Raw genomic sequence first — 17,543 nt, 5'->3', positions numbered from 1 at the left:
ACGACTATTTTACATAGCCTATTATTTTTTTTAACGTAAACTAAATGTTATGCAAATTAAAAAATACCCAAGGGCACAATTAGAAAAATTTAGCAAAATATTTTTCGAATTAGGATTGGTACTTACACTTTTTATTGTTTATAGTTTAATGGAACATAAATCGTTCGACAATAACAATGTTAAAAGTTTAGCTACAATTCATATGACTGACGAAATAAAGGAAGATATTCCTATCGTTCAAATTAAAGTTATAACTGCGCCTCCAAAAAATATTCCTACTGTGATAGAGAAAATAAATATTGTACAAGACGATTTAAAAATTGAAGAGTCTATAATGGAATCTACAGAAACAGACGAAAGCGACGCTGTTACTGTTGAAGTAAGAGATATTGTAGAAGTAGAAGAAGCCGAAGAAATTGTAGAAGATATTCCTTTTATTTTAATTGAAAAAGTGCCTATTTACCCAGGATGCAAAGGAAATAACAAAGAACTTAAAGATTGTTTCACAAAAAAAATAACTGAATATTTTGGGTCTAAATTTAATGTAAATTTAGCTACAGAACTTGGTTTAAGCGAAGGTAAAAAGAAAATATTTGTTGTTTTTAGAGTAGATCAAAATGGTAAAGTTTCTGATGTAAAGGCAAGAGCACCTCACAAAGTATTAGAAACAGAAGTTGTTTCTATTATTAGCTCTTTGCCCAAAATGACTCCAGGCAAACAAAGAGGAAGAGCTGTAGGTGTTAGTTATAGTATTCCAATAACTTTTGAGGTAAGACAGTAAAAAAAGAAGCGGTCTCGAAAGTATTAAAATTTGTTATTTCGACGGTAATGGAGAAATCTTATTTATTGAATTTCAATACTTTAGATTTTTCGATAACTTCGTTAGCTACTTTCAATTAAAATATATTTTGATTTTAGTAATGCTAAAAATGAACAGTTAAATTTACTTTCGAGACCGATTCTTTAAGTGTATCGTAGTTACAAAAAATTACTCTACAGTAACCGATTTTGCTAAGTTTCTTGGCTGATCTACATTTTTACCTAACATTACTGCAATGTGGTAAGAAAGTAGTTGTAGAGGAATTGTGGTTAAAAGAGGTGTAAATGCTTCTTCTGTTTCTGGAATTTCAATTACATGGTCTGCAATTTCCTTTACTTGTGTGTCTCCTTCTGTAACAATTGCAATAATTTTTCCTGCTCTCGATTTAATTTCTTGAATGTTACTCACTACTTTTTCGTAATGCCCTTTGTTTGTGGCAATTACAAAAATTGGCATATTTTCGTCTATTAATGCAATTGGACCGTGTTTCATTTCTGCGGCAGGATAACCTTCTGCATGAATATAAGAGATTTCTTTTAACTTTAACGCTCCTTCTAAAGCTACTGGAAAATTAAAACCTCTACCTAAATATAAACAATTTGGAGCATCTTTATAAACTGCCGCAATTTTTTTAACTTTAGTATCTATTTTTAATAATTCTTCTACTTTATTAGGTATTAACTGCATTTGTTGAAGGTAACTTCTAAGTTCTGGTTTAGAAAGTTGTCCTTTTTTTGAAGCCAATTTTAAAGCTAATAATGTTAAAACTGTAATTTGTGTTGTAAAAGCTTTGGTAGATGCCACTCCAATTTCTGGGCCTGCGTGTGTGTATGCGCCTGCATCTGTTTCTCTTGCAATAGAAGAACCAACAACATTACATACACCAAAAACAAACGCACCTTTCGATTTTGCTAGTTTTATAGCGGCTAAAGTATCTGCAGTTTCTCCAGATTGAGAAATGGCAATTACAATATCTTTAGAGGTTACAATAGGGTTTCTATATCTAAATTCAGAGGCATATTCGACCTCAACAGGAATTCTTGCAAATTCTTCAATTAAATATTCGCCCACCAAACCTGCGTGCCAAGAAGTACCACAGGCTACAATTATAATTCTTTCTGCATTTAAGAATTTGTTCATATGGTCGTCTATACCTGCCATTCTTATAATGCCTTCGTTTGCCAACAGTCTTCCACGATAGGTATCTGTAATTGCTTTTGGTTGCTCGTGAATTTCTTTTAACATAAAATGGTCGTAACCACCTTTTTCTATCTGCTCTAAACTTAATTGCAATTCTTGAATGTTTGCGTCCACTAAAGAATCGTCATTAATTTTACGAACTTTAATTCCTTTATCTAATTTGATAATCGCCATTTCTTCATCTTCTAAATAAATGGCATCTTTGGTATATTCTATAAATGGGGAGGCATCTGAGGCTACAAAAAACTCTGAATTATCTTTACCAACTCCAATAGCAATAGGGCTTCCTAAACGTGCAACAATAATTTCGTTGGGTTTGGTTTTATCGAAAACAGCAATTGCATAAGCTCCAATTACGTTGTTTAAAGCTAATTGAACGGCTTTGCCTAATTTACAGCCTTCTTGTTTTTTTACTTCTTCAATTAAATTTACAAGAACTTCTGTATCTGTATCACTTTTAAAAGTGTAACCTCTTGTAATTAATTCTTTTCGTAAAGTATCGTAATTTTCGATAATTCCGTTATGAACAATTACCAAATCTCCAGTTTGAGAGAAATGAGGGTGCGAATTTACATCATTTGGTACACCATGTGTTGCCCAACGTGTATGGCCCATTCCAATGTTTCCCTTTTTTCTTTCTTGTTCTTTTTCTGTGATAAGTTCTAAGTCAGAAACTTTACCTTTTGTTTTAGATAGATGGATTTTATCTCCATCGTACATCATTATTCCTGCACTATCATACCCTCTATACTCTAGTCTTTTTAAACCGTTAATAACGATTGGATAGGCGTCTCTAAAGCCTATGTAACCTGTGATTCCACACATATTTTTTTATTAAGTAAGTTATTAGCAGGAGGAAAGTTACTCTTTTTTCTTGGTATATGAAATTTTTAATTTTGCTTTTTTATCTGAATTTTCGTCAAATAAAACAACAGATCTCGGATTCCAATTGTATTCGAGTACATTTTCATTTAAAAATCCAGTAATTAAAGGATTGTCTGTAGTATTAAAAACTTTTAAAACCAGTGGAGTAAACTCAGTAGATGAACCATCTAATAAATCTGATACGTAATCTGTTATTTTAAAGGTGTATTTTTCGGGAACATCATCATCTGTTTTAGATAAAACACCACTAAAACTCGCAGTTTCTCTATAAGAATCTGATATGTGTGTAGATCTTACAACATTATTTCCTTTATCTTCACTCTTATACAAATAAAGTCTTTGAGGTAAAATATCTGCATCTGAACTTAATGTATTATTTACCATAAAAGTTATATCTGCATCGTTTATTAAAAAACCTAATTCGTTATTTGCAACATCTTTAATAGATGCCAGTTCTTTTAAATCGAGGTAATTATTATTATCTACATCTTTATCTGCATAGACAAGAAACGGATCGTCTTCTTTTAATGTTAATAAATTAACACCTAAAATTTCAATTTTTGCTTTAATTCCTGCAGTACCTTGTACTATAAAACTATTTGCGGGTGTTGGAACCACATTGTCCACTTCGTAGATACTGTTTTGAATGCCAAGGAAAGAAAAAGAGTAACTTTCTTTAACAACATTATCTACTTTATTATCTTTTATAATTGTTTTTGAATATAAAAAATCTACAGAAGCTTGTGATGTTGGAGACAAATTAAAGGGCACTAACGTTCCGTCTTCTCCTTTTGCTTTTAAAATAATACCTCTAAAATAATTTTGAAATTCTTGAGAAGAAGAAAATTCAGGATCGTTAAATTTATCCCAAAAAGATGTTTTCATTTTATCTAAATCTAAAGGAATTGCTAAAAAGGGAACAGGAACATTTGTATTATTTAATACTTTAAGAGTATCTTTTACAAAATCTGTGCTATTTACATCTATACTTCTATCGATTCTATCAAATTTAAAAATAGTATCTTTATTTGCCATAGGTATATAAGAAAAACCTTTAGCTTCAGATAACAACTCTGTTTCTTTGTAATCGAAATTAGATGCATAAGAATTCCGTTTTGCAGGATTTGCAGGGTTTAAAGTATTTAAAAATGTTGGATTTCGATATACTTCAATAGTTGTTTCCGCTAAAGAGTTTCCTAAAATAGAATCTAATCGATAAGTAACTACTCCACTAGAATTTGCACCTAAAGAAGTTGCTGTATAAGGTAGTTTTAACACCACTTTATCTAAATTATAAATGGTGTCTCCATCTTTAATAACCTCACTTGTTTTTAAACCAGAAGGCAACCTTAATTGAGAAACAAAACCAGCTTTTATTGTTTTTGCATGTTTGTTTTTATAAACTCCTAACCAATAATCTACATTAAGTCTAGCATTGTTCTGCAAAATAGGTAGTCCTATATTGTCTGCAACAATACTTTCTATATTTATGGTGCTTATTTTTAAGTCGAGTTCAATTTGTCCTGTAGAAAATTTGGTATTGCTTATAACTCCTGTTTCAATATCTGTAAAATTATTTTCACAAGAAATTACACCTGCGAATACCAAAAACAACGCACCTACCTGTGCTGTTTTTCTAATACTATTTTTAATCATATAACAATTTAGTTTGCTGAAATTAAATCAGCATAAAAATTTAAATAACTTTCTTTAAAATTTTCCGATTGAAATTCTAATACAGGAATGTCTGTTCCATTAATAAAAGAAGATAAATCTTCGGAAATCGTTTCACTACCATGAATAACTGCGTCAGAGTTTTCAATGGCACTTTTTAATATATTGGTATGGTTAGGCGTTTTAATCGTTGCTGTTTTTGAAGCATCTTTTAAATCGAACTTTATTTTATCTGCCAATTCTTCATTTAAAGTATTCTCGAAAGTATCGTTGTAAATAGAAGTTACTATTTTACTTTCTGTAAATAATGGTTCTTCATTATAATATTCCTTTAAATACAAAGGTAATAAAGAGGCTAACCATCCATGAACGTGAATAATATCTGGAGCCCAATTTAATTTTTTTACAGTTTCTATAACTCCTTTTGCAAAAAAGATGGCTCTTTCGTCGTTATCTGGAAAAAGTTGGTCGTCTTCATCTGTAAAAACGGCTTTTCTTTTAAAATATTCTTCGTTATCGATAAAATAAACTTGCATTCTTTCTTTGGGTATGGAAGCTACTTTAATAATTAGTGGCATGTCCATATCGTTTACAACCAAATTCATTCCAGAAAGACGAATTACTTCGTGCAGTTGATGCCTACGTTCGTTAATAACACCAAACCTTGGCATAAAAATTCTAGTTTGTACTCCTTTAGAATGTGCGTTTTTAGCAGCATTAAAAGCGGTTGACGATAATTCTGTTTCTGGCAAGTAGGGTACTACTTCCGAGGAAACAAATAAAATTCTCTTGTCCTTCATTAAATCAAACTCTTTTTGTAAGATGCGCAAAAGTACAAATTAATATGCAAATATCGTGTTAAAATGCTAATTTTGCAGAGATTATCAAGATTTTTAAAATGAAAAAATTCAACGACAAGAAAGCGTTAAAACACTGTCTTTTAGAATATAAAAACAAAAACAAATCCATTGGTTTTGTACCAACAATGGGGGCTTTACATAAGGGGCATTTGTCTTTAATTAAGAAAGCAAAAGAAAAAAACGATGTTGTTGTAGTAAGCATTTTTGTAAATCCTACCCAATTTGATAATGTAGAAGATCTTAAAAAATACCCAAAAACTTTAAAAAACGACATTAAATTATTAGAATCTGTTTCTTGTGATGTGTTATTTTCGCCTTCTGTTGAAGAGATTTATGCCGATAAAATTGTCTCTAAAAAGTTTATTTTCGATGGTTTAGAACACCAAATGGAAGGAAAATTTAGAGAAGGCCATTTCGATGGTGTAGGAACCATTGTAAACGCGTTGTTTGAAATTATTGAACCCAACAAAGCTTATTTCGGACAAAAAGATTTTCAGCAATTGCAAATCATTAAAAAAATGGTAAAAAAAAAGAACCTTGCCATTAAAATTAAAGGCTGCCCAATTTTTAGAGAAAAAGATGGTTTGGCAATGAGTTCTAGAAATGTTCGATTATCAAAAGAGCAAAGAGAAATTGCCCCTTTTATTTTTAAAACACTAAAAAAAGTTCGAAAGAAATTTGGCACGAAAAGTGTTTCTGAAATTAACGAATGGGTAGAAAATCAATTTAAAAAACAACCCCTATTAGAATTAGAATATTTTACAATTGCCGAAGAAAAAACATTAGAAACCGCACAAATAAAAGAATCTAATAAAAAATACCGTGCTTTTATTGCAGTATTCGCAGGAAAAATAAGATTGATTGATAACATTCGTTTAAAAAATTAATAACTAAAAAATACCTATTTTTGCCCAATGTTAGTACAAGTAGTAAAATCTAAAATCCACCGAGTAAAAGTTACAGGTGCCGATTTAAATTATATAGGAAGCATTACCATAGATGAAGATTTAATGGATGCTGCAGGAATTATCGAAGGCGAACGTGTACAAATTGTAAATAACAATAACGGAAATCGTCTTGAAACTTACGCAATTCCAGGCCCAAGAGGCAGTGGAGAAATTACCCTAAATGGTGCTGCTTCGCGTTTGGTAGCCGTTGGCGACGTTTTAATTTTAATCGTGTATGCTTTTATGGATTTAGAACAAGCAAAAACATTTAAACCTCAACTGGTTTTTCCAAACGAAAAAGACAATACACTTACCTAGTTTTGAACATTAAAAAAACCTTAAAAACAATATTACCTCTCGCTTTGGGAGGTTTTTTAGTTTGGTATTCTTTGTCGGAAATTTCTTTAGAAACTTTAGGGAAATATTTTAAAGAAGCCCATTATGGTTGGATTTTTCTTGGCTTATTCTTCGGAATTTTAAGTCATCTTTCAAGAGCCTACAGGTGGAAGTTTATGTTAGAACCTTTGGGCTTTAAACCCAAATTTACCAACAGTGTTTTAGCCGTTTTAATTGGTTATTTGGTAAATTTAGCATTGCCAAGAGCAGGAGAAATTTCCAGAGCAACTGTAATGGCAAATTACGAGGAAATTCCGTTCGAAAAAGGTTTTGGAACCATTGTTGCAGAAAGAATTGCCGATTTAATAATGATGCTTTCCATCGTTGCAATCACACTTTTTGTTCAATTCGATTTTATTTATGAATTGCTTACCAAAAACTTCGACCCAACAAAAATAATTATGGGTTTCGTTCTATTAATTGCTGTTTTTTTTATTTTTCGATTCTATGTACAAAAGGCAACTTCGGGCATTTTATTAAAAATTAAAACCTTTATTGCTGGTTTAATCGAAGGTGTTACCAGCATTTTTAAAATGAAAAATAAGTGGGCATTTATTTTTCATACCGTTTTTATTTGGGCAATGTATGTTGCCATGTTTTGGGCAACAGTACCTGCAATTGAAGGTTTAAAAGTTCCTGTTGGTGGCATTTTAATTGCTTTTATTGCTGGTGGCTTTTCAATTGCTGCAACAAATGGTGGCGTAGGTTTATACCCAGTTGCTGTCGCTGGCGCTTTGGCATTATTTAAAATAGAAACAGAACCTGCAACCGCTTTCGGCTGGATTATGTGGACCGCACAAACAGCCATGATTGTTGTTTTTGGAGGTTTGGCTTTTCTAATGTTGCCTATTTACAATAAAGTAAAATAGTATTTGGGCGTTCCCTAAAGGTTGCGCTTAGAATTTCAGTTCGATCTAAAAACACTGTTTATCAAATAGTTATGTTTTTTCTTTTTTAAAACAACTGTCATTTCGACCTTGTGGAGAAATCTTAGGCTAAATATAAGATTTCTCAACTACACTGCGTTTCGTTCGAAATGGCAATATACTGGTTTTTAAATAGATATTTATGAATATTATATCGAACTCACGATGATAAATGGTATTACTTCTGTTCTCGATACAATTTTTCTTTCTGCATTAGTAAAATCACTCGAATTTACAGTAAAAAAAGAGGTCGTTTCAATCGCTAACGCAATCATTTGCCAACTTTTAGAAAATTTTCAATAAAAGACATTGTTTAAAAACAAAAATTCACACCCTAATTTGTCTCGCTAGAAGTGTCTTTTTCTCAAAAGTGAGCATTATTACATGGAATCCTTTCAATAAGACAAATTGTATGCAGAAAACTGAGTGGAGAAAAATTGGTCGTAAAAATTAACTTAAAAACAATCTGCATAAAAATTATTATCTTTGATAAAAACAATTTTATGGGCTCAAAAGAAAAAAGAATCGCATTGTCTCAATGGATTTTAGAAACAGACGAAAATGTTCTAAATGAAATAGAAGCTATTTACAATTTACATTCAAAAAAAGAAGAAAATTCTTCTAAAATTGTTGGTTATACAGTTAATGGAAAAGCTTTAACCAAAGAAACTTACGTGAAACATATTAATAAAATTAGGGCAGATATTGATAATGGAGCAAAAACTTTCACAACATCAGAAGTTAGAGAATATGTTTTAAGCAATAGAAACTCTTAAATTTTGAAAGTTGTTTGGTCATCAAAATCTATGGATTCTCTTTTAGGAATTTATAACTACATTTTTGAAAAAAGTCCACAAAATGCCTTAATGGTTTTCAATGAATTAACAAAATTAGGTGATTCTCTATCTAATAATAAAATCGAATACTCAAAAGACTTAATAATAAATGATAAAGCTGTAAGATTTGTTTCTAAATGGGATTATAAAATTATTTATGAAAGGAAAGAAAATCGCGTTTTAATTATTGATGTTTTTAGTAGCAAACAAAATCCAAACAAATTAATTTTAGATTGATTCTTTTTTTTATGAAGTAACACAACCCTGTCAGTTATTTTTGCAAATAGAATAAAGAATTTCTTGAAACCAAAATGCTGTATTTAGATTCCTGTTTTCACGGGAATGACAATTTTAACGGAAATCTCGAGCCAGAGCCTCAAAGAATTCTTTTCGATGAAACCAATTATCACAAATAAATATCGATAAGTTTAGCGTAAATTTGTGTCTTAAAAAATATAAATGGCCAAAATCAAAACAACTTTTTTCTGTCAGAATTGTGGTACACAACATGCAAAATGGGTAGGACAATGTGCTGCCTGTAAAGAATGGAACACCATTGTAGAAGAAATTATTCAAAAAGAAGAAAAACGAGTTTGGAAACAAGCTACAACTGCTAAAAATATTATAAATAAACCTTTAAAAATTGCTGATATTGAGCTAAATCCAGAAGAACGCGTTGTGACCAATAACAACGAATTAGACACTGTTTTGGGTGGTGGTTTGGTAAAAGGTTCTGTAACACTTTTGGGTGGTGAACCAGGAATTGGAAAATCGACTTTGTTACTGCAGGTTGCTTTAAACATTCGCCAAAAAGTCTTGTATGTTTCTGGTGAAGAAAGTCAATCTCAAATAAAAATGAGAGCAGAACGTTTAGATGCCAAAAACTCTAATTGTTTAATTCTTACAGAAACCAATACCCAGCAAATCTTTAAAAATATAGAAGAAACAGTACCCGACGTTTTGGTAATCGATTCTATACAAACTTTACACACCAATACTATTGAAGCTTCGCCTGGAAGCATTTCTCAAATTAGAGAAACCAGTGCAGAATTGATAAAATTTGCCAAGGAAACTGCAACTCCGGTTTTGTTAATTGGTCATATAAACAAAGAAGGAAACATTGCTGGCCCTAAAATTTTAGAACATATGGTAGATGTGGTTTTACAATTTGAAGGCGACAGAAATCACACCTACAGAATTTTACGAAGTCAAAAAAACCGATTTGGTTCTACTGCCGAATTAGGAATTTACGAAATGCTTTCGAATGGTTTAAGAGAAATTTCGAATCCGTCTGAAATTTTAATTTCTAAAAAAGATGCCGATTTAAGTGGAACAGCCATCGCAAGTACTTTAGAAGGCATTAGACCGTTAATGATTGAGATCCAGGCATTGGTTTCTACAGCAGTTTATGGAACTCCACAACGTTCTACAACAGGTTATAATTTAAAGCGGTTGCATATGATTTTGGCGGTTTTAGAAAAAAGAGCCGGTTTTAAATTGGGTGCAAAAGATGTGTTTTTAAATATTACTGGAGGCATAAATGTAGATGATCCTGCAATAGATTTGGCGGTTGTTGCTGCCATTTTATCATCTAACCAAGACATTGCGATTCACCCAAATGTGTGTTTTGCAGCAGAAGTGGGTTTGGCTGGAGAAATAAGACCGGTTTCTAAAATAGACCAACGAATTTTAGAGGCAGAAAAACTAGGTTATAAAACCTTTGTGGCTTCTAAATACAATAAAATTTCTTCTAAAAACCACGGAATACGATTGGTTTTGGTGGGTAAAATCGAGGAGGCTTTTGCGACTTTGTTTGCTTAGTATCGCTTCTATTTGTTACGAATTTACTAATTATTTTTCTTTAATAACCCCAAATTTTTATATACTGAAAAAACTATATGAAACGAAAAATACTTTATACATACGTTCGCGTTAGCGATTGTAGCAATTGTTTGAGCTCTTTTATGAGAAACGAATAAAAAGCGAGTGCGAAAAGCGCGACCCTTGTGGTAACGCCCAAACAAAAAAAACCAAGCATTGCTGCTCGGTTTCTAAAATTTTATAAGATAAAAAAGTAAATTATTTCTTATTTACAGATTTAATATATTTATCTAAAGCCATAGTCATAGAAGGTGTTTCTGGTGTTGGTGCTTGTATATCGCACTTTAAACCAGCATCTGTAACTGCTTTTACTGTAGAATTTCCGAAAGCGGCTATTCTTGTGTTATTTTGTTTAAAATTCGGAAAATTATGTAATAAAGATTCTATTCCAGATGGGCTAAAAAATACTAAAACATCGTAAAAAACATCTTCTAAATCCGATAAATCGCTAATTACGGTTCTGTACAAGTTTAAACGTGTCCATTTTACCTCTAATTTATCTAATTCTTCTGGAATTAAAGGTTTTAATTTATCTGAAGAAGGTAGTAAAAATTTTTCTGTTTTGTGTTTTTTTATAAGTTTTGTTAGTTCTGGAAAGGTTCTATTACCAACATAAATCTTACGTTTTCTATACACAACGTATTTTTGTAAATAATAAGCAACAGCTTCAGACTGACAGAAATATTTCATATCATCTGGCACTTTAAAACGCATTTCTTCGGCGGTTTTAAAAAAGTAATCTACGGCATTTCTACTTGTTAAAATAATCGCAGTAAAATTTTTAAAATCTACTTTTTGAGACCTTACTTCCTTCACAGGAATGCCTTCTACATGAATAAAAGATCTAAAATCTATCTTTACTTTCTGTTTATCAGACAAATCAAAATAAGGAGAAGTTTCTGTCTTTGGTGCGGGTTGCGATACTAAAATCGTTTTCACTTTCATACGCTTTGGTTTTAGTTTTAAAGCATCAATTTAAACAGTATAAATAGCGGTGCTATTTCGAAGGCGCAAATGTACAAAATAAAATAAAACAACTGACTAAAAATCAGCTTTTTGTTATTTGTAATATGAAAAACAAGTCTTATTAGAAATAAAATTGCAGTAGCATAAAATAAAATAGACGAATTTAGCGAGCTATATGTAGTAATTACAAATAAAATAAAGAGTAAAAAACTAATGGAATACAAATAGCTAAATTTAGAAACAAAATAAAACCGAACCGTATTTTTTATTAAAAATAGTCGAGAAAGTAATATTTCTAAAATCCATTTTACCAAAAAGTAGCTAACAACAGTTACAAAAATGTAAAAAAAGGACGAAAAACCATTTTTAAAACCGAAACTGCGTTCACTTAAAAATGCATGTACAATTAAAGACAAGGTAGTTGTAGAAAATAAAAATAATGTGTTGTAAAAAGCATCTAAGAAAGAAGTATCTTCTTCTATTTCCGATTCTATAAACCCTTTATTAAACAATGCAAAAACATAGCCTTTTAAACGTTCTGAATCTATTATTTTTAAAACGGCAATAAGCGCTAAAAGAACTACCAAAATTATGGTTACCCAAGAAGAATCTATTAAATTTTTTTCTAATGCTTGCACTTGTATGTCTTTGGTAAGATTAACACAAAATTAGTAATTAAAAAATGTATATTTGCTTTCTTACTACATGAAATTGAATTTATGTCAGACGCGCTAGTTATAATTCCTACTTACAACGAAAAAGAAAACATCGAAGCGATAATTAAAGCTGTTTTTAATCAAAAAAAAGCGTTTCATATTTTAGTGGTTGACGATAATTCTCCTGATGGAACTGGAACTCTTGTAGAAAACTTAATTACCGAATTTCCAAACCAACTTTTTATTGAAAAAAGAAAAGGTAAAAATGGGCTAGGAACTGCCTATATTCATGGTTTTAAATGGGCATTGCAAAAAAATTACGAATATATTATAGAAATGGATGCAGATTTTTCTCACAACCCAAAAGATTTGGTTCGTTTGTATAAGGCTTGCCACAAAAATGGTGGTGATGTTTCTATAGGCTCTCGATATTCGCAAGGTGTAAATGTGGTAAACTGGCCAATGAAAAGAGTATTATTATCTTACTTTGCATCAAAATATGTGCGTTTTATTACCAGAATTCCTGTTTTTGATACCACTGCAGGCTTTGTTTGTTGGAAACGTAAAGTTTTAGAAACCATTAACTTAGATAAAATTAAATTTATTGGTTACGCTTTTCAAATAGAAATGAAGTTTAAAGCATGGAAACATGGTTTTAATATTAAAGAAGTTTCTGTTGTTTTTACAGACAGAACTTTGGGAAAATCTAAAATGAGTGGAAATATTGTTTCTGAAGCACTTTTTGGAGTAATAAAAATGAGAATAAACGGATTACCAAAAGATTAAAATGAATAATTCTATTTCAATTAGAACTGCAAAATTAGCAGATTTAGAAACCTTGTTAGAATTTGAGCAAGGTGTTGTTGAAGCAGAAAAACCTTTAGACCCTTTTTTAGGTGAAGGTAAATTGTATTATTACAATATTCCAGAATTAATTACTGCAAAAAACATACATTTTGTAGTTGCTGTTTATAATGAAGAATTAGTAGGTTCTGGTTATGTAAAAATAGAAAACTCTAGAAATTATCATAAAAACCCAACACATGGTTATGTGGGTTTTATGTATGTAAAACCAGCATTTAGAGGAAAAAGAATTAGTAATTTTATTTTAGAGTCTTTAAAATCTTGGGCAAAAAGTAAAGGCTTAAAAGAATTATGGTTAGATGTGTATCACAACAATCCACCAGCTATAAAATCTTACGAACGCTTTGGTTTTAATAAGAGTATGATTAACATGAGAATGAATATTTAATAAGAAAAATGAAAAAATCAATTCTAATAAAAAACGCAACAATAATTAACGAAAATAAAACTTTTACAGGTGATGTTCTCATAGAAAACGAAATCATAAAAGAAGTTTCTGCTAAAATTTCTGCACCTGAAAATGTAGAAATAATAGATGCTAAAGGAAGTTATTTAATCCCTGGATTTATAGACGATCAAGTGCATTTTAGAGAACCTGGTTTAACGCACAAAGCAAACATTGCCACAGAAAGTAAAGCCGCAGTTGCTGGCGGCATTACCACGTTTATAGAAATGCCCAACACAGTGCCCCAAGCAACTACACAAGATTTATTGGAAGATAAATTTAAAATTGCTGCCCAAAATTCGTATGCAAACTATTCTTTTATGTTTGGTGGTACCAACGATAATTTAGAAGAATTGCTAAAAACAGATCCTAAAAAAGTAGCCGGAATTAAATTATTCTTAGGTTCTTCTACCGGAAATATGTTGGTAGATAATGAAGAAATTTTAGAGAAAATTTTCTCTTCTACCAAAATGATTATCTCTGTACATTGCGAAGATGAAGCAACTATCAGAAAAAATACAGCCGAATTTATCGGGAAATATGGCGAAGATATTCCAATTAAGTACCATCCAATAATTAGAAGTGAAGAAGCGTGCTATTTATCGTCTTCTAAAGCGATTGAATTGGCGAAGAAAACCGGTGCAAGATTGCATATTTTTCATTTATCTACCGCAAAAGAAACCGAGCTTTTTAGAAACGATATTCCTCTAGAAGAAAAGCAAATTACGGCTGAAGTTTGTATTCATCATTTATGGTTTAACGATAACGATTATGATAAAAAAGGGACGCATATTAAATGGAATCCTGCAGTAAAAACCGAAAAAGACAGACTAGGTTTGTGGCAAGCTTTGTTAGATGATAGAATTGATGTTTTAGCAACAGACCATGCACCACATACTTTAGAAGAAAAATCGAACGTTTACACAAAAGCACCAAGTGGAGGTCCATTAGTGCAACATGCAGTATTGGCAATTTTAGAGAAAGTAAAAGAAGGTGTAATTTCTATTGAAAAAGCAGTGGAGAAAATGAGCCATAATCCTGCTAAATTATTTCAAATTAAAAAAAGAGGCTTTGTAAAAGAAGGGTTTTATGCAGATTTGGTTTTAATAGATCCAAACAAACCTCAAACGGTTTCTAAAGAAAATATTTTATACAAATGTGGTTGGTCTCCTTTCGAAGGAACTACATTTTCATCTACAATTACACACACTTTTGTAAATGGAAATTTAATGTATAATAATGGGGTTTTTAATGATGAAGTTAAAGGAAAACGAATTACTTTTAATAGATAAAATGAAGAAAATAAGCGCACTTTTTATTCTAATCTTCTTGGTTTCTTGTACAAGTAATACCATTTTCGAAAAACCTAAAGACTTAATTCCACAAGATACCATGAGCCTTTTATTGCAAGAAATGATGATTGCAAGTAGTGCCAAATTCATAAAAAATACGAATAACGAAAAAAACATCAATTACATGTCTCTTGTGTACGATAAATTTAAAATTGATAGTTCGCGTTTTATGGAAAGCAATTTTTACTACATGTCTAAAATAGATTTGTATCAAAAAATGTTAGAAAATGCAAAAAAAAATTTAGAAACAAAAACGGCTTTTTTTAAGAAACAAAAAGCGGCTTTAGATTCTATTCGAAAAGATTCTTTAGGTACTGCAATAAAAAAACAAATGGCAATAGATAGTTTAAAAGTTTCTAAAGATTCGTTACTAAAAATTGAATCGCAAATTTTAGAACATATCCAAGAAATCGACGAGCAAAGAAGAAATATCCAATAACATTAATTATAATTTTTGCTCACATTAATTATAACATTTTCTATTTTTTCGAATTGAAAATTAAATGTTTTTTTAAATTTTTCTGAAGAATATTTAGAAACTGAATGTGCACTTCTCGCAGAATATTTACTTAACAAAGGAGCCACTCCTGTAATTTTAGAAACAAAGGCAGAAAATCGCCAAAAAATAACTGTTTGCCAAGGTTTTACTTTTTTAGAAGGTCGTTTTTTACCAAAAGCATCTGCAATTAAAAAAAAGATTTCTTTAAACGATTTATTTTCTGAAACCAATATAAAACGTTCGTTTTTTACATTAGAATTCATGTATAAAATCATCGCTTTTACCACATCTTGTACTCCTACAAAACCAGTAACGCCTTCTGTATAATATTTAAAGCCATTGTAAATTTGGGTAAATAGCTTGCCAGAACCTGTATCCCAAAATCCGCTTCCTAAAATTACTCCAGGGTTTACAATTGCAACCTTTACATTTTCTTGACTTGCACGCCAAACTTCCATTTCTGCACCAAATTTGGTAATCGAATACCCACTATTGTCTGCTTCTTTATTCCATTCGTTTTCTTCGGTGATTAAACCTCCATTTACAGCATCTCCTACAGAAGCAATCGAACCCACAAAACAAAGCTTATCGACTTTTGCATCAATAGAAAGATTTACAATAATTGCTGTTCCATGAATATTTACCTTTCGCATTTCTCTATAATCTTTGGGGTTAAAAGAAATAAAAGCTGCACAATGATACACTTTTTTAACCCCCACAAAAGCAGGAATCATGGTAGGAACCTCTGTAATATCCGCTTTAAACCACTCTATTTTAGCAATTAAAGTTGCATCATTAGAATAATAAGAAAACACCTTTTTTACAGCATCGATCTTCTCTTTAGAACGATAAATGGCACGAATTTTTTCATCACTTTTTACCAAATGATACAACAAATGTGCACCTACCAAACCTGTTCCTCCTGTTACTAAAATCATACTGCTAATTTATGGTTTTTTGATTGATAAGTTTATCTTTGTAGTCACAAAAAGACCTGACAGGTTTTTAAAACCTATCAGGTCTAAAAATACACATTTACGATGACAAATTTTGTAGAAGAATTACGCTGGAGAGGTTTATTGCACGATATTATGCCAGATACAGAAGCTTATTTATTGGAAAATAAAACTGTGGGTTATATTGGTTTTGACCCCACTGCAGATTCGCTTCATATTGGTAGTTTGGTTCAGATTTTTATTTTGAAACATTTCCAAAATGCTGGGCACAACCCAATTGCTTTAATTGGTGGTGCAACTGGTATGGTTGGGGATCCTTCTGGAAAATCTGCTGAAAGAAATTTGTTAGACGAAGCCACTTTGGCGAAAAATATTGCTGGAGTTCGTGAAAATTTAGAGCGTTTTTTAGATTTTGATGCTTCCGCAGAAAATAAAGCAGAATTGGTAAACAATTACGATTGGATGAAAGATATTTCTTTGATTGATTTTGTAAGAGATACTGGCAAACACATTACTGTAAATTACATGATGGCAAAAGATTCTGTAAAAAAACGTTTAAGTTCGGAGTCTTCTGAAGGAATGAGTTTTACAGAATTTACGTACCAATTATTTCAAGGTTACGATTTTTATCATCTTTACAAAGAAAAAAATTGCATGCTGCAAATGGGTGGCTCTGACCAATGGGGAAATATTACCACTGGAACTGAATTAATTCGAAGAAAAGCAAAAGGAAAAGCATATGCCATTACAGTGCCTTTGGTTACAAAAGCAGATGGTACAAAGTTTGGAAAAACCGAAGGTGGCAACGTTTGGTTGAATGCAAATAGAACTTCGCCTTATAAATTTTACCAATATTGGTTAAATTCTTCGGATGAAGATGCAGAAAACTTTATTAAGAAATTTACGTTTTTAGACAAAGAAACTATTGAAAGTTTAATTGCAGAACATACAGAGAATCCGCATTTGCGTTTGCTTCAAAAGAAATTAGGAGAAGAGGTAACTACCATGACACATGGAAAAGAAGCCTATGAAAACGCCTTAAAAGCGTCGAATATTTTATTCGGAAAATCGACAGCGTACGACTTAAAATCGTTAGATGAACAAACTTTTTTAGATGTTTTTGATGGTGTTCCTCAAGCAACTGTTTCGACTACAGATATTGAAGAAGGTTTAGATATGATTGGTGCTTTGGCTGCCAAAACCAACTTTTTAAATTCGAATGGCGAAGCTAGAAGAGCTTTAAAAGAGAACGCAATTTCTGTAAATAAAGAAAAGGTAAAAGAAGATTTTACGATTACGAAAGAAGATTTAATTGCGAATAAATATGTATTGTTACAACGTGGTAAAAAGACCTATTATTTATTAGTTGTAGCCTAATTA

Annotated in this window: 18 protein-coding genes; 12 read left to right on the top strand and 6 right to left on the bottom strand. The window is 31.2% G+C overall.

The features are described from left to right. The first annotated feature begins 49 nt into the window (after positions 1-49). Entirely contained in the window at positions 50-781 is a 732-nt protein-coding gene (locus JL193_RS10395; protein ID WP_207970739.1) for an energy transducer TonB, read from the top strand. A gap of 207 nt (positions 782-988) precedes the next feature. Here the strand turns inward: JL193_RS10395 and glmS are convergent, their stop codons facing one another. Genes glmS through JL193_RS10380 form a run of 3 tightly spaced genes read right to left on the bottom strand, consistent with a single transcriptional unit; the run spans position 989 to position 5,379 of the window. Beyond that, positions 989-2,845 (bottom strand): glutamine--fructose-6-phosphate transaminase (isomerizing), encoded by a 1,857-nt coding sequence (glmS, locus tag JL193_RS10390; protein WP_207970738.1) that lies wholly within the window; start codon positions 2,843-2,845, stop codon positions 989-991. 36 nt (positions 2,846-2,881) lie between these two features. Then, positions 2,882-4,561, bottom strand: a complete 1,680-nt coding sequence (locus JL193_RS10385; RefSeq protein ID WP_243456728.1) for a DUF4270 family protein — start codon at positions 4,559-4,561, stop codon at positions 2,882-2,884. 8 nt (positions 4,562-4,569) lie between these two features. After that, entirely contained in the window at positions 4,570-5,379 is an 810-nt protein-coding gene (locus JL193_RS10380; protein WP_207970737.1) for a glycogen/starch synthase, read from the bottom strand. Between the two features lie 98 nt (positions 5,380-5,477). On the opposite strand from JL193_RS10380, the gene panC reads away from it, so the two are divergent. The 6 genes from panC to radA all read left to right on the top strand — a co-directional run bounded on the left by panC (position 5,478) and on the right by radA (position 10,365). After that, positions 5,478-6,326, top strand: a complete 849-nt coding sequence (panC, locus tag JL193_RS10375; RefSeq protein ID WP_207970736.1) for a pantoate--beta-alanine ligase — start codon at positions 5,478-5,480, stop codon at positions 6,324-6,326. Positions 6,327-6,353: 27 nt separating this feature from the next. Next, positions 6,354-6,704, top strand: coding sequence for an aspartate 1-decarboxylase (panD, locus tag JL193_RS10370; RefSeq protein ID WP_207970735.1), 351 nt, complete (start codon positions 6,354-6,356; stop codon positions 6,702-6,704). 2 nt (positions 6,705-6,706) lie between these two features. Beyond that, a complete protein-coding gene (locus JL193_RS10365; protein ID WP_207970734.1) occupies positions 6,707-7,651 on the top strand; it encodes a lysylphosphatidylglycerol synthase transmembrane domain-containing protein in 945 nt (314 codons plus the stop codon). Between the two features lie 560 nt (positions 7,652-8,211). Next, on the top strand, positions 8,212-8,484 hold the full coding sequence (locus tag JL193_RS10360) for a hypothetical protein (protein WP_207970733.1): 273 nt from the start codon (positions 8,212-8,214) through the stop codon (positions 8,482-8,484). A 3-nt stretch (positions 8,485-8,487) separates the two neighbouring features. Further along, complete coding sequence (locus JL193_RS10355) at positions 8,488-8,781, top strand: type II toxin-antitoxin system RelE/ParE family toxin (protein ID WP_302849911.1); 294 nt, start codon at positions 8,488-8,490, stop codon at positions 8,779-8,781. A gap of 222 nt (positions 8,782-9,003) precedes the next feature. Continuing rightward, the gene (gene radA / locus JL193_RS10350) at positions 9,004-10,365 is read left to right on the top strand and encodes a DNA repair protein RadA (protein WP_207970731.1); all 1,362 of its coding nucleotides are present in this window, start codon (positions 9,004-9,006) and stop codon (positions 10,363-10,365) included. A 258-nt stretch (positions 10,366-10,623) separates the two neighbouring features. On the opposite strand, the gene JL193_RS10345 is transcribed toward radA, so the two are convergent. Next, entirely contained in the window at positions 10,624-11,370 is a 747-nt protein-coding gene (locus JL193_RS10345) for a uroporphyrinogen-III synthase (protein WP_207970730.1), read from the bottom strand. Between the two features lie 17 nt (positions 11,371-11,387). Continuing rightward, positions 11,388-12,029, bottom strand: a complete 642-nt coding sequence (locus JL193_RS10340; protein ID WP_207970729.1) for a DUF4271 domain-containing protein — start codon at positions 12,027-12,029, stop codon at positions 11,388-11,390. An 81-nt stretch (positions 12,030-12,110) separates the two neighbouring features. On the opposite strand from JL193_RS10340, the gene JL193_RS10335 reads away from it, so the two are divergent. Genes JL193_RS10335 through JL193_RS10320 form a run of 4 tightly spaced genes read left to right on the top strand, consistent with a single transcriptional unit; the run spans position 12,111 to position 15,147 of the window. Next, positions 12,111-12,833, top strand: coding sequence for a polyprenol monophosphomannose synthase (locus JL193_RS10335; protein WP_207970728.1), 723 nt, complete (start codon positions 12,111-12,113; stop codon positions 12,831-12,833). Between the two features lies 1 nt (position 12,834). Further along, positions 12,835-13,299: a GNAT family N-acetyltransferase gene (locus JL193_RS10330; RefSeq protein ID WP_207970727.1), complete on the top strand. Its 465-nt coding sequence runs from the start codon at positions 12,835-12,837 to the stop codon at positions 13,297-13,299. 8 nt (positions 13,300-13,307) lie between these two features. Further along, complete coding sequence (locus tag JL193_RS10325) at positions 13,308-14,648, top strand: dihydroorotase (protein WP_207970726.1); 1,341 nt, start codon at positions 13,308-13,310, stop codon at positions 14,646-14,648. Position 14,649: 1 nt separating this feature from the next. Then, on the top strand, positions 14,650-15,147 hold the full coding sequence (locus tag JL193_RS10320; protein ID WP_207970725.1) for a DUF4296 domain-containing protein: 498 nt from the start codon (positions 14,650-14,652) through the stop codon (positions 15,145-15,147). A gap of 2 nt (positions 15,148-15,149) precedes the next feature. On the opposite strand, the gene JL193_RS10315 is transcribed toward JL193_RS10320, so the two are convergent. After that, positions 15,150-16,145 carry an SDR family oxidoreductase gene (locus JL193_RS10315; RefSeq protein ID WP_207970724.1) on the bottom strand — a complete coding sequence of 332 codons (996 nt, stop codon included), beginning with the start codon at positions 16,143-16,145 and terminating at the stop codon, positions 15,150-15,152. Between the two features lie 102 nt (positions 16,146-16,247). Here JL193_RS10315 and tyrS point away from each other — a divergent pair, with 102 nt between their 5' ends. After that, positions 16,248-17,540, top strand: coding sequence for a tyrosine--tRNA ligase (gene tyrS / locus JL193_RS10310; protein WP_207970723.1), 1,293 nt, complete (start codon positions 16,248-16,250; stop codon positions 17,538-17,540). Positions 17,541-17,543: the final 3 nt, after the last annotated feature.

Origin of the sequence: Polaribacter batillariae (assembly GCF_017498485.1) — a bacterium.
Lineage (GTDB): Bacteria > Bacteroidota > Bacteroidia > Flavobacteriales > Flavobacteriaceae > Polaribacter > Polaribacter batillariae.
The sequence above is the reverse complement of the archived record's forward strand: the minus strand, read 5'-3'. Positions and strand labels throughout refer to the sequence as shown.